Below are 15,210 nucleotides of genomic sequence, written 5' to 3' on the forward strand. Positions count from 1 at the left end.
GAAGACGAACGCCGCCAGCAGCACGACCGAGCCGAGCGCCATCCCGATGATGGTCGGCGAGCCCCACGCGTATTGCGTGCCGCCCCAGCTCGTCACCAGGGTCAGGCCGGTCGCGGCGAGGCCGATGAGCAGGATGCCGAGGTAGTCGATGACCGGTTTGACCGCCGCGCGCGCGTTCGGCATCGCCGAGGACGCCACCACCAGCACCACGACGACCAGCGGGATGTTGACGTAGAACGCCCACCGCCACGAGAGGTGGTCGACGAAGAAGCCGCCGAGCATCGGGCCGGCCACGGTCACCACGCCGAACACCGAGCCGAGCACGCCCTGGTACTTGCCGCGCTCGCGCAGCGGGACGACGTCGGCGATCAGCGCGGTCGAGGTGACCATCAGCCCGCCGCCGCCCAGGCCCTGCACCGCGCGCCAGACGATCAGCCAGACCATGCTGTCGGCGAACCCGGCGCAGAAGGAGCCGATGCCGAACACGATCACCGACAGCTGGAACATCAGCTTGCGGCCGAACAGGTCGCCGAGCTTGCCGACGACCACCGTCATGATCGTCTCGGCCAGCAGGTAGGACGTCACCACCCAGGACAGGTGCCCGGCGCCGCCGAGGTCGCCGACGATGGTCGGCAGCGCCGTGCCGACGATGGTCTGGTCCAGCGCCGCCAGCAGCATGCCGAGCAGCACCGCGCCGAACACGGCGTTGACCCGGCCGCGGCTGAGCGCCGGCGGCGCCGCGGCGCCCGGGGTGACCTCGGCGGTGGCCGTCATCCCCCCAAGTTAGTGGCCGTTGTCCACTGTGGATAGCCACCCGTTCCGGTGGTCCGGGCCGCTCACAGGGTCCAGCGCTCCCGCGGCGATTCGAGCACGAGCTCGCTTTCGACGGCCGCGGCGATCTCCTCCACCGTCCAGGTTTCCCGGTGCAGGACCGGCCGGATGATCGCGGGCTGGCGGACGGCGTGCAGGTGCCCGTCGGCGAGCCGCAGCACCTGCCCGGTGACACCGGCCGAGAGGTCGCTGAGCAGGTAGGTCACCAGCGGCGCCACCCGTTCGGGCGGCGCGGCGTCGCGGTTGCCGTTCGGGTCGGCGGCCATCAGCCGCGCCCAGGCGATCGGGCTGATGGCGTTGACGCGCACGCCGTGCTGCGCCAGGTCCGAGGCCCAGGAATAGGTCATCGACGCCACCGCGCCCTTCGACGCCGAGTACGCGGCGGCGCCGCGCTGGCCGACCATCGACCCCGACGTCACGTTCACGATGACACCGCGGCCCTGGGCGCACATGACTTTCGCGGCCGCGGTGCCACAGTGGAACGGACCGAGCACGTTGGTCTCGACCAATGCCCGGGTCCGCTCGGCGTCGTCGTCGTCCCACGGCGGCGCGTGGTAGCCGACGGCGGCGTTGTTGACGAGCCCGTCGAGCGCCCCGAACCGGCTGCGGCACAGGCTGATCAGCGACCGGGCGTAGGCCGGATCGGCCACCGAGCCGACGCTCGCTTCCGCGGTCCCGCCGTCGGCGACGATCGCGGCCACGGTCTCGCAGGCCGGTGCGCCGTCCACGTCGTTGACGACGACCGCGGCGCCGCTCGCGGCCGCGTGCCGCGCGAACGCCCGCCCCAGCCCGCGTCCGGCACCGGTGATCACCACGGCCCGCCCGTCCAGGAAGCCCATGGCCTCCAGTGTGCCGCGGGACCGGCTCAGCTGCGCGTCAAGGACACCAGAAACGGGCGGAACCCGTGCGTGCGGTGGAATTCGAGTGCACCGGCGTTCTGCGCGTACGCCTGCACGGTCATTTCGTTCGCGCCCGCGCTCCCGTGCCCAGGCCAACGGCCCGGTTTTCCGGGGTATCACGGCTTCAGCGGGAAAGGTGCGCCAGGCTCTCCAACGCCAGCTGCTCCAGGTGCCCGGCCGCCGTCGCGCTGCCGCCGGCCGCGTGGAACGAGGCCGCCACGACCTCGGCCGCGCGGCGGTACGACGGTTCCGTCAGGACTTCCTCGACCGCCGCTGCGATGCGGGGTGCGTCCGCGCGGCCGAACCGCAGGCGGACGCCCGCACCCGCCGCGACCACCTGGGCCGCCACGACCGGCTGGTCGTCGCGGATCGGCGCGACCACCAGCGGCAGGCCGTGCCACAGCGTTTCGCAGACCGTGTTGTGGCCCGCGTGGCACAGCACGGCGTCGACCCGGGACAGCAGCGGCAGCTGCGGGACGCTCGGGCGCACCAGGACGTTCGGCGGGACGTCGCCGAGCACGCCGCCCGGGTCGGTGATCACCGCGCGCACGCTCGTCCCGGCGAACGCCTCCGCCGTCGCCGCCAGGAACCCGGCGCCCGCGGACGTGTTCGCCGTCCCCAGGGAGACCAGCACGGTCGGCCGCAGCGGGTCGAGCCACTCCCACGGGAAGTCCGTTGTGGACGGCCGGGCGCCGAGGGCGGGCCCGACGAGCCGGACCGCCGCGGGCAGGGTGGCCGCGCCGAGCAGTTCGCGGGTGGTGAAGGCGAGGACGCCGTGCGGGGAGAACCGCGGGTCCGCCCCGCCCCGGCCGCCGGCGATCCGCGCGCGCAGCCCGTCGAGCAGCTCGCCGACCCACGCCCCGACCTTCGGCATCCCGGCCAGCGGGTCGACGAGCTCGGCCGACGTCGTCGCCGACGTGACCCACGGCAGGCCGGCGGCTTCGGCGAGCAGGCCCCCGGCGAGGGCCTGCTGGTCGGCGACCACGACGTGCGGCTCGAAGGCGTCGAGCGCCGCGGCCACGCCGGGGGCCATCGCGTCGGCCAGGGGGACGAGGAAGTCCTGCCACAGGAACCGCAGCGCCGCCGGGCCCTTCAGGCCGGCCGGGCGCACGGGCGGGTCCCCTGCGGCGCAGGAGAACACCAGCGCCTCCGGGCCGGCCAGCTGCCACAGCAGTTCGCCGTGGCCCGCCCAGGCGACCTCGTGGCCGCGCGCGGTGAGCTCGGCCGCCACGCCGACGGCCGGGTTGACGTGCCCCACCAGGGGCGGGACGACGAAGAGGAACCGCGCCACTACCGCACCCGCGCCTGCGTGCGCGCGGTGTCGCGGACCCAGTCCGCGATCAGCTCGATGACCTCCGCGGTCCGCTCGACCAGCACCGAATGCCCCTGCTCGGGCAGCACGACGCAGCGGCCTTCGAGGTGCGTCTCGAAGTGCGGCACCTGCGCCGCCAGTCCCGAGTCGCCGCCGAAGATGGCGAACACCGGGCAGCGGACCGCCGAGAGGTCCGCTGCGATCGTGGCGCTGCGCGGGATGTCCTCGGCGATCGTGGTGGTCTGCAGGATCTTGTTCGCGGCTCTGGACAGCCGGGCGGTGTGCGCTCCGTGGTGGTCGGCGATCCAGCCGATCACCTCGTCGATCGCCAGCCGGGTCTTGGCGTCGGCGAGCCCGTCGGCCATGTGCCGGGTCCACTCCTCGGTCGGCGGTTCGCCTTCGAGCACGACCACGCTGGCCACCCGGTGGGGCCGGGCGGCGGCCAGCCCGAGCGCCACCGAGGCGCCGAAGGAGTTGCCGACGACGTGGACGGGCCGGGTGACGTCGCAGGCGTCGAGGACCGCGACGAGGTCGTCGACGAACCGCTCCAGCCGGTACCCGGACGCCGGGCGGGTTGTCCGGCCGTGCCCGCGCAGGTCGTACATCAGCACGTCGAGGCCGCGCTCGGCGAAGGCCGGGCCGAGCGTGAAGTAGTAGCTGGCCAGGCTGTCGGTCAGCAGGCCGTGGACGCACACCACGATCGGCGCGTCGCCGCCCGCGGGCAGGTCCGGGGTGAGCCGCTGGACGTGCACGTCCAGCTCGCCCGCGCGGATCCGGCTCACGCCGTCGCCCGCAGGGAGGCGACGATGTACCGGACGAGCTCGCCGACGGTCAGCGCGATGATCTCGTCCAGGTCGCGCTCGGCGATGAAGGTGGCGAAGTTGATGCGGTCGCCGTAGTGCTCGCGCAGCTGCCCGGACAGCGCCACCAGGTCGACGCTCTCCAGCTCGAGATCGTCGTGGAACGTCGTCTCCATGGTGATTTCCGCGTCGTCCAGCCCGTACTCCTCGAGCAGCTCGCGCAGCATCCCGCTGAGCTGGGCGAGCACGGTCACCTCGTTCGCGGCCGTGGTCTCGATGCTCATCCGGCAGTCTCCTTCGTCTCTTCGGTCCAGGCGACGACGTAGCGGCGCGGCGGCGCACCGGGCGGGTTCTCGACGTCGGCACAGCACACGCGGTACGCGCGGCCCACGACGCGGACGGTCAGCTCTTCCGGGGTCGCCGCGACGACCTCGAAGTCCCGGGGTTCCCCGCGCAGGCCGGTGCCGCGCAGCTTCGCGACGGCCTCCTTCGCCGTCCAGAACCGGGCGAACCACTGCTCCGGGTCGCCCGGCAGGCTCGCGAACAGCGCCAGCTCGCCCGGGCCGAGCGCGGCCTCCACAGTGGACTCCGCGCGCGGGGCCACCTCTTCGATGTCGATGCCGCACGGCCCGAACCGCGCGATCGACACCCCGGCTTCGGCGCGGTGCGCCACGGAAATCGTCACCGGGGGCAGTTCCCGGCCATAGGCGCCGGTCGCGAACGGCCGGCCGCTCTCGTCGTTGCCGATCCGCAGTTCGGCGGGGAACATCTCGGGTTCGCCGCGGGCCCAGAGGAACTGGCGGACCGCGTCCTTGGCCGCGATCCGGCCGAGCAGCCACTGGCGCCGCCCGCGCGGCGGACGGCGGTCGTAGGCGTCGCGTTCGGGGCCGGCGAGGTAGTTGCGCATGATCAGCTCGCGGGTGGCCAGGTCGGGCCACTGCTCGCGCACCAGGGCCCAGCCGCCCGGCTGCTCGTGCGACAGCGTCGACCGCTCCGGCGTCCGGTCGGCCTGCCGGATGTGCGCCGTGCTGTCGAACCGCCGGTCGCGCCAGCCGGTGAATTCGGCCCAGACCCGGCCGTCGTGGACGAGCTGCATGTCCGCGTCGAGAAACTCGTCGGTCAGCCCGGTGATCCGGACCAGGCACTCCAGGCGCTCGCCCGGGGCCGGGTGCGGGCCGTGGAACCGGATTTCGCGCATGGCGACCGGGAAGACGGTGGTCCGTTCGGGCAGCCGGGACATGATCCAGTAGCCGAGCACCTGGCCGACGTTGTCGAGCAGCGCGCCGGGCGCGGCCGGGGTGGTCAGCACGGCCCGCACGTGCCGGTCGCCGACGGCGGTCAGTTCGGTGACGCCCTGGAAGCGCGGGCCGTGGAACAGCCAGCGCTCGTCGTACAGCTGCGCTGCCGTGGTCTCGGGCACGTGCTCGGCCGACACCGGGAACCGCCACGGCGCCGGTGCGGCGGCCGGGTACTGCGGGGCGAGCTCGACGACGGCCTGGGAGTAGCCGGTGATGGCCGCGTGCACCCGGTCCGGGCCCTGGGGCCGGACGCGCACCGGCACGGTGACCGCCGGGACCGCGGTGATCCACTGGCTGAGCCGCACGTCGTGCACGGCGACCGCCTGCCGTCCGGGGGCGGCCTGCTCGGCGAACCGCATGAGGTGGTCGATCACCGTGGTCGCCGGGACGACCGGCCAGCGATCGCCGGGGTCGGCTCGGGGTGGCTGCTTGAAGAAGCAGTGGTCGAGCAGGTACGGCATCGTTGCGAGTGACACGGTGAGGGTGGTGTCGAGCGCCCGCGGTGCCGGGAGCCGGCGCGCCGGGCCGGCGAGCACGGTCGACGCCAGCTCGGCCGTGTCGGCCAGCAGGGCAGCGAACTCCGCGGCGAGCGGGCCCTTCGCGGCCAGATCGTCCACAGTAGACGACCGGGCGGCCGGCAGCGCGATCCGCGCGCGGACCCGGTCGTCCAGGGAGATCAGGCGGCCGCCGAGATCGAGCTTGACCGCCTTGGGCGCGGCCGGGCGTTCGCCGGGCAGGCGCGAGAAGTCGACGTCCAGACCGTCGGCCCACAGCGCGGTCGCGACCCGCCGCAGCTGCGCGAGCCCGGGTCGGTGCGCCGAGTGCGCGGCCACGACCAGGTGTTCCTCGCCGTGCAGGGTGTCGCCGACCAGCGAGCCGAGCTGCCCGGCGCCCACCTGGACGAACGCGCGGAACCCGGCGCCGTGCAGGGCCCGCACGAGCGGGCGGAACCGGACCGGCTGCAGCAGGTGGCGCACGAACAGCTCGCGGACCTCGGCCTCGCCCGCCGGGTATTCCGACACCGTGGTCGCCGACCAGAGCGGCAGAGCGGGCGGGTGCAGCGTGAAGCGCTCGGCCGCCGCCCGGATCGGGTCCAGGTACGGCCGCAGCATCGGGGTGTGGAAGCCGGAGCGGAACGGCAGCACCTGCGCCACGATCCCGGCGTCGCGGAACCGCCGCACGAGCGCGCCGACGGCCGCTTCCGGCCCGCAGATCATCGCCTGGTTCGGGGAGTTGTCGTGGGAGAGCACGACATCCGCCCGCCCGGCCAGCTCGTCGGTCACCCGCGGCGCGGGCGCGCCGATCGCGGCGAAGGCGAGGCCGGGGACGACGAGCGCGTCCGGGTCGAAGCCGGCGAGGAAGGTGTCGACCTCTTCTTCGGCGTAGACGCCGGCGACGGCCATCGCCGTCCATTCGCCCAGGCTGTGCCCGGCGACGGCGTCCGGCGTGACGCCGAGCCGGCCGAGGGCGCCGTGCAGCAGCCGGCCCAGCTCGAACACCGCCGCCCCCTGCCGCCCGACGTCGCCGACCTCGACGTCCGCGTGTTTCCAGGGCAGGCCGAAGTGGCGGGCGACGTCGCCGCAGTTCAGCGTGAGTTCCGACTCCAAACCGGGGAAGAGGAACGCGATCTTGCCGCCGCCCGGCCCGAGCAGGGGGCGGTCGGCGAACCAGACGTCGTTGCGGCCGCGCCAGGCCCGGCCGCGCGTCAGGACCTTCCGGGCCAGGGCCAGCCGTTTCTCCGTCGGGTCGACGATGCCGAGCCGGACCGGACCTTCGCCGGGTTCCCGGGTACCGGGCCGGTCGAACGCCTCGCGCAGCGCGTCGAGGGTCGGCGCGGCGAGCCGCAGCACGCGTTCGGGCTCGCGCACCACGACCGGCTTCGCGCGACCCGGGGCCTGTTCGAGGACGACGTGGGCGTTGATCCCGCCGAAGCCGAACGCGTTGACCCCGGCGCGGCGCACCGGCGCGTCCCACGGCGCGGCGGCGGCCAGCGTGGAAAAGCGGGTCCTGGCCAGTTCCGGGTGCGGGTCGTCGCAGTGCAGCGTGGGCAGCAGGACGCCGTAGTGCACGGCCAGGGCCGCCTTGACCAGCCCGGCGATCCCGGCCGCGGGCATCGTGTGGCCGATCATCGACTTGACCGAGCCCAGAACGGCAGCGCCCGCGCTTCCGAAGACCTCTCTCAGCGTGGTGAGTTCCGCGGCGTCGCCGGCCGGGGTCGCGGTGCCGTGCGCCTCCAGCAGGCCGATGGAGTCCGGGGCGGCCGGATCGAGGCCGGCCGCGGCCCACGCCTGGCGGACGGCCCGGACCTGGCCGCCGGAGTCGGGGCTGGCCAGGCTCGCGGTCCGGCCGTCGGAGGCGACCCCGGTCCCGGTGATCACGGCGTAGACGCGGTCGCCGTCGCGCTGGGCGTCTTCGAGGCGCTTGAGGACGACGACGCCGGTGCCTTCGCCGATCAGCACCCCGTCGGCGTCGCGGTGGAACGGCCGGATCCGCTCCGACGGCGACAGCGCGCCGAGCTGGGTGAACACGCTCCAGAAGGTGATGTCGTGGCAGTGGTGCACCCCGCCGGCGAGGACGACGTCGCACCGGCCGGTGGCGAGCTCCCGCACGGCGTGGTCGACGGCGATCAGCGAGGACGCGCACGCGGCGTCCACCGTGTAGGCCGGGCCGCGCAGGTCGAGGCGGTTGGCCAGCCGGGACGCGGCCAGGTTCGGCACCAGCCCGATCGCGGACTCGGGTGCCTCTGGGCCGAGCTGGTCGGTGAAGGCCTGGCGGACGGCGTCGAGCCGGTCGGCGTCCAGGTCGGGCAGGAGCTCGCCGAGGGTGCGGACGAGCTGGCTCGCGGTGCGGACCCGCTGGTCGAGCCGGACCAGCCCCGGCGTCAGGTACCCGCCGCGGCCGAGCACGACCCCGACCTTGGCGCGGTCGGCGGGCAGCCGGTCCGGGCCACCGGCGTCGGCGACGGCCTGCGCCGCCACCCGCAGCGCGATCAGCTGGTCGGGCTCGGTGGCGGGCACGGAGTTCGGCATGATCCCGAAGCCGGTGACGTCCACTTCGGCCAGTTCGTCGACGAAGCCTCCGCGCCGGCAGTAGACCCGGTCGGCCCGGCGCTGCTCGTCCGGCGCGTAGTGCGCGTGGTCCCACTTGCCGGGCGGCACCTCGGTGATCGCGTCGACGCCGCCCGCGAGGTTGCGCCAGTAGCTCGCCAGGTCGGGGGCGCCGGGGAGCAGGACCGACATCCCGACGATGGCCACGCGCACGCCGGTCACCAGCCCGAGGCGGTGTGGACGACGGCGCCGGTGTCCGGACGGCCCCAGGCCAGCTCGCGCAGCAGCCCGAGGGTGCCCTCCTCCGGGTCGATCAGCGCGATGCCGCGGCGGGCGTAGTCGCGCATGAGTGCGGGCGTCACCATGCCGTCGTGCTCACCGGTCGGGGCCCACGGTCCCCAGTGGACGGTCACCGCCCGCCCGGCCGGCCACTGGCGGCCGAGCGCCTCGAGGGCGTCGTTCGCGGCGGCGTAGTCGGACTGGCCGCGGTTGCCGAGGGCGGCGGCGATGCTGCCGAACAGGACGACGAAAGCGGGCTCTTCGGGCAGGTCGGCGGTCGCTTCGAGGAGGGTGCGGGCGCCGTCGGCCTTGGTGCTGTAGACGCGCTCGAACGACTCGGGCGTCTTCTCGGCGACGAGCTTGTCCTCGATGACGCCGGCCGCGTAGACGATGCCGTCGAGCCGGCCGTGCTCGGCGTGGATCTCCTTGACCGCGCGGTGCACGGCTTCGGCGTCGAGCATGTCGACCGACTGGTAGCGCGCCGGGCTGCCGAGGGCTTCGAGCTTGGCCAGGGTCTGCCGGACCTCGCGTTCGCCCTGGATCCGGCGGACGGCCCGTTCGATCTCGGCGGGGCTCTTCAGGCCGGTGCCGATGAGCGCGGCGCGGAGGTCTTGGGCCGTCGTGGCCTGCGGGTGTTCGTCGTGGTGGGCGGGCACGGGGGTCCGGCCGAGCAGTTCGATCCGGCACCCGGCGGCCGCGGCGAGGGTGGTGGCGAACCGGGCGGTGATGCCCTTGGCGCCCCCGACGAGCAGGACGACCGAGTCCCGCGTCAGGCCGATGGCGGCGGCTTCGGCGGCGCCGTCGCCGGCCGGACCCGCGCCATTGGTGGCGAGCGGGCCGAGGTCCCGCTCGGTCATCCGGAAGCCCTTGCGAGCGTTGTCTTCCCGGACGACGACCGGTTCACGGTCTGCTGTGGACAGTTCCTGGACCAGTGCGGTGGCTTGGTTGCCGGGGGTTTCGTCCGGGGACAGCTCGACCACGCGGGTGAGAGTGCCCGGGTATTCGCGGGCGAGGCTGCGGTGGAAGCCGCGCAGGCCTTCGCCCGGCCCGGCGGTGAGCAGCCAGGCCGGGTTCGTCGCGAGGGCGGCCTGGTACTGCGGGAAGGCGGCGGGCAGCGCGGTGCCGGGGAGGAAGAGGACCCCGTCGAACCCGGCGCGGACCTCGTCGGCGACCTCGGCGGTCGCGCCGAGCCCGGTGAGGTGGGTCCGGACGGCTTCGGCGAGCGGCCCCCGCCCGAGGAGCAGGAATTTCCGCCCGGTGACGTCGGGCGTCTCGGCGGGTGGCAGGGCGGCTTCGGCCATGACCAGGCGTTTCGGTGCCACGATGAGCGGCGCGGGTTCGCCCGGCTCCCAGCGTCCCGAGGTGGCGTCCGATGCCGCTGGGGGACGTTCGCCGTCGATGAGGTCGGCGATCGCCGCGGCGGTGCGGGCCTTGGCCAGTTCCTCGACGTCGCCACCCAGGTCGAGCCCCAGGCGCGTCGCCAGTTCCCCGGCGATTTCGGCGCGTTTGATGGAGTCGACGCTCAGGTCGGCTTCCAGATCGAGGTCCGGCTCGATCATCTCCACCGGGTAGCCCGTCCGCTCGCCGATCACCGCCACCACGGTCGCCAGCGCCGGCACCGCAGCCGCCGGGGCCGGCGCGGGGCCGATCAGCGACGCGATCGCCGCCGCTGTGCGGGCCTTCGCGAACTCCTCCACGTCGCCGCCGGCCAGCCCCAGCCGGGACGCCAGCTCGCCCGCGATCTCCGCCCGCTTGATCGAATCCACGCTCAGGTCGGCTTCCAGATCGAGGTCCGGCTCGATCATCTCCACCGGGTAGCCCGTCCGCTCCCCGATCACCTCGACGACGGTCTGCAGCACCGAGGCGGGCTTCGGCAGCGCGACCGGCACCACCACCGCGGGCTGCTCGACGACCGGGACCGGGACCGGGGTAGGCAACGGAGCGTCCGAGCCGAGGAAGCCCAACAGGACGTCGCGCTGGGCGGCGATCATCTCGCGGCTCGTGCGCAGGAAGTCCGCGACCATCGCCTCCGACGTCGCCGCCGGTGCCGCGGCCGCCACCCCGAACGAGACCCGCTCCGCCGGGCGGAGGGCGCCCGCCGGGATCGTGCCGTCCGCCGTGCGGAGGAGGTGGCCGTCGACCGTCCACCCGGGACGCTTCGGCCGCGGCACCACGAACGCGTCGACGGCGTCACGCCCGCGGAACAGCCAGCCCGTCTCGAGCGGCACCCCGGACACCGCGAGCTGCGCCAGCGCGCCGAGGAAGCCCGGCAGGCCACGACGGCCCGGCTGCTCGAACCCGACCGTCCGGTGCGGCCGGTCGCCGAGGATGGCGGCGACCTGCCTGGCCAGCACGACCCCGGGCCCGGCCTCGACGAACACCCGCGCCCCGGCCGCGTACATCGCCTCGACCTGCTCCACGAACCGGACCGGTGAGCCCAGCTGCGCGGCCAGCTCGCCGCGGATCGCGTCCGGCGCCTCCGGGTAGGGCCCGGCCGTCCGGTTGCCGTACACCGCAACCGCGGGCCGCACGACGCCGATCGCCTCCAGGGCCCGGCCGAACGTCTCCCCCGCCGGCGCCACCAGCGAGCTGTGGAACGCGCACGCCACCTGGATCCGCTTGGCGCCCAGCCCGGCGGCCCGCAGCTGCCCGACCGCCGCCTCGACGTCGGCCGTCGGCCCGGAAATCACCGTCTGCTCGGGCGAGTTGTGGTTCGCCAGGACGACCGGCGATTCCCCCAGGACAGCGAGGACTTCGCTGGCGGACGCCGACACCGCGGCCATCGCGCCCGGGTCGTCGGCGGGAACCGCGTCGAGGATCGCCGCCGCCCGGACGTGGCTCGCGTGCACCAGCCCTTCCGGCGTGAAGGCGCCCGCCGCGGCCAGAGCCGTCAGCTCGCCGTAGCTGTGCCCGCCGAGCATCGCGGGCCGCACACCGGCGCGAGTCAGCAGCCGGAACGCGGCCAGGCCGGCCATCCCGAGCGCGGGCTGGGCGACGCGCGTGTCGGTGACCCGCTCGACGGAGTCCCGCCGCGCCGGCTCCCCGAACACCGCCGGGCCGAAGACGACCTCGGCCGTCGCCGGGTCGAGCCGCAGGTACCGCTGCAGCTCGGGGAAGGTGACGAACAGCTCGGCGAACATGCCCGGCCGCTGGCTGCCCTGCCCGGGGAACAGCACCGCGACTTCGCCCGCCACGGTGTCGTCCGCGCGGAACACCCCGGGGGCGTCGTGCCCGTCCAGTGCCTGCCGCAGCAGTCCGGCCAGTTCGTCCACAGTGGACGCCACGACGGCGAGGCGGGCGGGACGTCCCTGTGCCCGCTGGGCCGCCGCCAGGGCGAGGTCCCGCAACCGCCACGGAGAAGGGACTTCCGAAGCCAGGTCGAGCAGATCCCGCGCCGCCGGCTCCGTCGCGAAGGTGAACAGCTCGGCCGGCCACTCGTCGGCGGCCTGCGCGGGCGGGACGCCGTCGTGGGCGGCGAGCACGACGTGGAAGTTGGTGCCGCCGAAGCCGAACGCGCTGACCCCGGCCAGCCGCTCCGCCGGTGGCGCGGTCCACGGCTGCGCGGCCGACTGGAAGACGAACGGGCTCGTCGCCGGGTCCCAGGCCGGGTTCGGCGCCGTGAGGTGCAGCGTCGGCGGTTTGACGCCGGTGTGCACGGAGAGGGCGGCCTTGATCAGCCCGGCCAGGCCCGCGGCGCACTTGGTGTGCCCGATCTGGGACTTCACCGAGCCGATCGTGCACGCGCCCGGAGCGGCGCCGGCCTCGGTGAACACCTGGGTCAGCGTGCCCAGCTCGGTCCGGTCGCCGACGACGGTGCCGGTCCCGTGCGCCTCGACCAGCCCGACGCGCGCGGGCGAGACACCGGCGTTGCGGTAGGCGCGGGTCAGCGCGGTGTGCTGCCCCTCGGGCCGCGGCGCCGTCAACCCCAGCGCGCGGCCGTCCGAAGCCGCGCCGACGCCCTTGATCACGGCGTACACGCGGTCGCCGTCGCGTTCGGCGTCGGCGAGGCGCTTCAGGGCGAGGCAGGCGACGCCTTCGCCGAGCGCGATGCCGTCGGCCGCGCTGTCGAACGTCGCCGACCGGCCGGTCGGCGAGAGCGCGTGCGCCGAGGCGAACAGGAGGTAGTCGTTGATGCCGTTGTGCAGGTCCGCGCCGCCGCACAGGACGAGGTCGCTGGTGCCGGCGGTCAGTTCCTTGCAGGCGACGTCGACCGCGGTCAGCGAGGACGCGCACGCGGCGTCGACGGTGTAGTTGGCGCCGCCCAGGTCGAGCCGGTTGGCGATGCGCCCGGCGATGACGTTGGCGAGCACGCCCGGGAAGGAGTCCTCGGTGATCTTCGGCAGCCGTTCGTCCAGTTCGGACGGGAGTTCGCCGAGGTAGGACGGCAGCACGGACCGCAGGGTCATCGCGTTCGACAGGTCGCTGCCCGCTTCGGCGCCGAACACGACCGACGTCCGGGCCCGGTCGAACGCGCGGTCGGCGTAGCCCGCGTCGGCCAGCGCGCGATGTGCGGCCTCCAGGGCGAGCAGCTGCACCGGTTCGATGCTGGCCAGCGACGACGGCGGAATGCCGTACTTCAGCGGGTCGAAGCCGATCTCGGGCAGGAACCCGCCCCAGCGCGACGGCGTCCGTTCCCCCTGGCCCTCGGGGTCGTAGTACAGGGAGGTGTCCCAGCGCTGCGGGGGCACCTCGGTGACCGCGTCGGTGCCGGCCAGCACGTTCGCCCAGAACGCGGCCAGGTCCGGGGCCTGCGGGAACATGCACGCCATGCCGACGATCGCGATGTCCAGCGGCGCCGGCGCGCTCGGTTCGGCCTCGGTGGCGCCGAATTGGGCTGCCCGTGCCCGGAGGAACGCGTTGGCGCCTTCGCCGACCGAGTGGTGCAGGTCGGCGATCGTGGTGACGGCCGAGCGCAGCACGGCGACTTCGCCGGCCATGAACATGCCTTCGGCGTGCTGACGATCTTCGCCGACGTCCCGCAGTTCGGCGCCGACGCGCTCGATGCCCTTGCTCGCCAGGCGGAGCCGCCCGACGTTCAGCGTTTCCAGCTTTTCCCAGGCGTCGCGGCTCGGGACGCCGCGCTCGGCGAGGTCCGCCTTGATCGCCGCGTACTCCTCGGTGAACGGGCTGCGCACGCAGCGGGTGGCGTGGCCCGGCGCGGTCTCGAGGAGGTCGGTGTGCCCGGCTTCGAGGAGGCTGCGCTGGAACAACGGGAGCACGGCACCCGCGTCGACGGCCTCGCGCGTGAAGAGGTAGGCGGTGCCCATCAGCACGCCGATCGCCGCGCCGCGCGCGGCCACCGGGGCGGCGAGGGCGGCCACCATCGCGGCCGAGCGTTCGTCGTGGATGCCGCCGGCGAACAGCAGCTGCAGGTCCGCGGCCGCGTCCGGGCCGGCCGCGAGGAAGTCGGCGAGCACGCCGAGCTGGGCCTCCCACAACGGGAAGCTGGTGCGCGGGCCGACGTGACCGCCGCACTCGGAGCCTTCGAAGACGAACTTGCGGGCGCCCGCTTCGAGGAACTGCTTCAGCAGGCCCGGCGAGGGCACGTGCAGGAAGGTGGCGATGCCGGCCTCTTCCAGCGCCACGGCCTGCGCGGGCCGGCCGCCGGCGATGATCGCGTGCGTCGGCCGGAGTTCGCGGATCACCGCCAGCTGCGCGGCCTTGACGTCGTCGGCGGCGAACCCGAGGACGCCGACGCCCCAGGGGGCGCCGCCCACCGCCGCGCGGGTCCGTTCCAGCACGTCGCGGGTCTGTTCCGGGCCGGACAGGGCTAGCGCGATGAACGGCAGCGCGCCGCCCGCGGCGACCTCGGCCGCGAAGGCGGGCTGGTCGCTGACCCGGGTCATCGGCCCCTGGGCGACCGGGAGGGCCGTGCCGAGCGCGTGGCTGCCCGCGCTGCCGGGGCCCAGCACCGCGTCCGGCAGGCGGAGGGCCTGGCCGACGGCGTCGGCCAGGCCGCGCACCGCCGCGGTCACCGTGCCCCAGCGGTCGCGGAACCGGGTGGCGAGGAAGACGTCCTGGCCGGCTTCCAGGGGTGCGATGCCGCGGCGGGCCAGCACGCGGACGCCGTCGGTGACGGTCGTTTCCGAGCCGTCGAGCCCGGTGACGGCGGTGGTCAGGGCCGACGGCAGTTCGGCTTCCGGGAGCAGGGCGAGCTGGGTGTCGACGACGACGCCGGCCGCGCCACCGGCGATGGCGGCCGCGGCGGTGTGCGGCCCGATGCCGCCCGCGGCCCACACCGGGACGTCCAGGGTGCCGTCGGCGAGCAGGGCCTGCAGCAGCACGAAGGTGCTCAGTTCCCCGACCCGGCCGCCGCTTTCGTGGCCGCGGGCGATCAGGCCGTGGGCGCCGGCGGCGACGGCCCGGCCGGCCGCGGCGCGGGAGGTGACCTCGGCCAGCACTCGCCGTCCGGGGAAGTCCCGCGGCGTGCCCTCGGCGTCTTCGGTCAGCAGCACGGTGGTCACGGCGTCGGGCAGGTCCGCCGGGCCGGCCAGCCGGACCCCGAACGCCGGGACGCCCCATTCGCCGAGCAGCGCGAGCTCGTCCGCGGCCGCGGTGCCTCCGGCCGTGAGGTCGAGCACGCCGAGCCCGCCCCCGCGTGCGGCGGCGGCGACCCCGCGCGCCGACGGCCACCGCAGCGGCGACACGGCGACGACCAGCCCGGCCGGCACGGAGTCGTCTTTCGAGAGACGCATGGGAACTCCCGCTACGCACGAAAGGGTGAAGGGTAACGGGGAGTACTTA

General features: G+C 74.8%; 7 protein-coding genes. All 7 read right to left on the reverse strand.

Annotated elements, in window-relative coordinates; translation table 11 throughout:
- The coding region (locus tag ACWEVN_RS12495) for an MFS transporter (RefSeq protein WP_452051284.1) at positions 1-774 on the reverse strand (774 nt) is incomplete at its 3' end.
- Positions 775-836: 62 nt separating this feature from the next.
- The gene (locus tag ACWEVN_RS12500; protein WP_452051285.1) at positions 837-1,670 is read right to left on the reverse strand and encodes an SDR family NAD(P)-dependent oxidoreductase; all 834 of its coding nucleotides are present in this window, start codon (positions 1,668-1,670) and stop codon (positions 837-839) included.
- Between the two features lie 184 nt (positions 1,671-1,854).
- Positions 1,855-3,021, reverse strand: a complete 1,167-nt coding sequence (locus tag ACWEVN_RS12505; RefSeq protein ID WP_452051286.1) for a glycosyltransferase — start codon at positions 3,019-3,021, stop codon at positions 1,855-1,857.
- Positions 3,021-3,824: an alpha/beta fold hydrolase gene (locus ACWEVN_RS12510; RefSeq protein WP_452051287.1), complete on the reverse strand. Its 804-nt coding sequence runs from the start codon at positions 3,822-3,824 to the stop codon at positions 3,021-3,023. Before ACWEVN_RS12510 ends, ACWEVN_RS12505 begins: the two co-directional genes overlap by 1 nt.
- The gene (locus ACWEVN_RS12515; RefSeq protein ID WP_452051288.1) at positions 3,821-4,126 is read right to left on the reverse strand and encodes an acyl carrier protein; all 306 of its coding nucleotides are present in this window, start codon (positions 4,124-4,126) and stop codon (positions 3,821-3,823) included. Before ACWEVN_RS12515 ends, ACWEVN_RS12510 begins: the two co-directional genes overlap by 4 nt.
- The gene (locus ACWEVN_RS12520; protein WP_452051289.1) at positions 4,123-8,409 is read right to left on the reverse strand and encodes a beta-ketoacyl synthase N-terminal-like domain-containing protein; all 4,287 of its coding nucleotides are present in this window, start codon (positions 8,407-8,409) and stop codon (positions 4,123-4,125) included. Before ACWEVN_RS12520 ends, ACWEVN_RS12515 begins: the two co-directional genes overlap by 4 nt.
- Positions 8,406-15,161: an SDR family NAD(P)-dependent oxidoreductase gene (locus tag ACWEVN_RS12525; protein ID WP_452051290.1), complete on the reverse strand. Its 6,756-nt coding sequence runs from the start codon at positions 15,159-15,161 to the stop codon at positions 8,406-8,408. Before ACWEVN_RS12525 ends, ACWEVN_RS12520 begins: the two co-directional genes overlap by 4 nt.
- Positions 15,162-15,210: the final 49 nt, after the last annotated feature.

Source organism: Amycolatopsis sp. NPDC003861, from assembly GCF_053605405.1.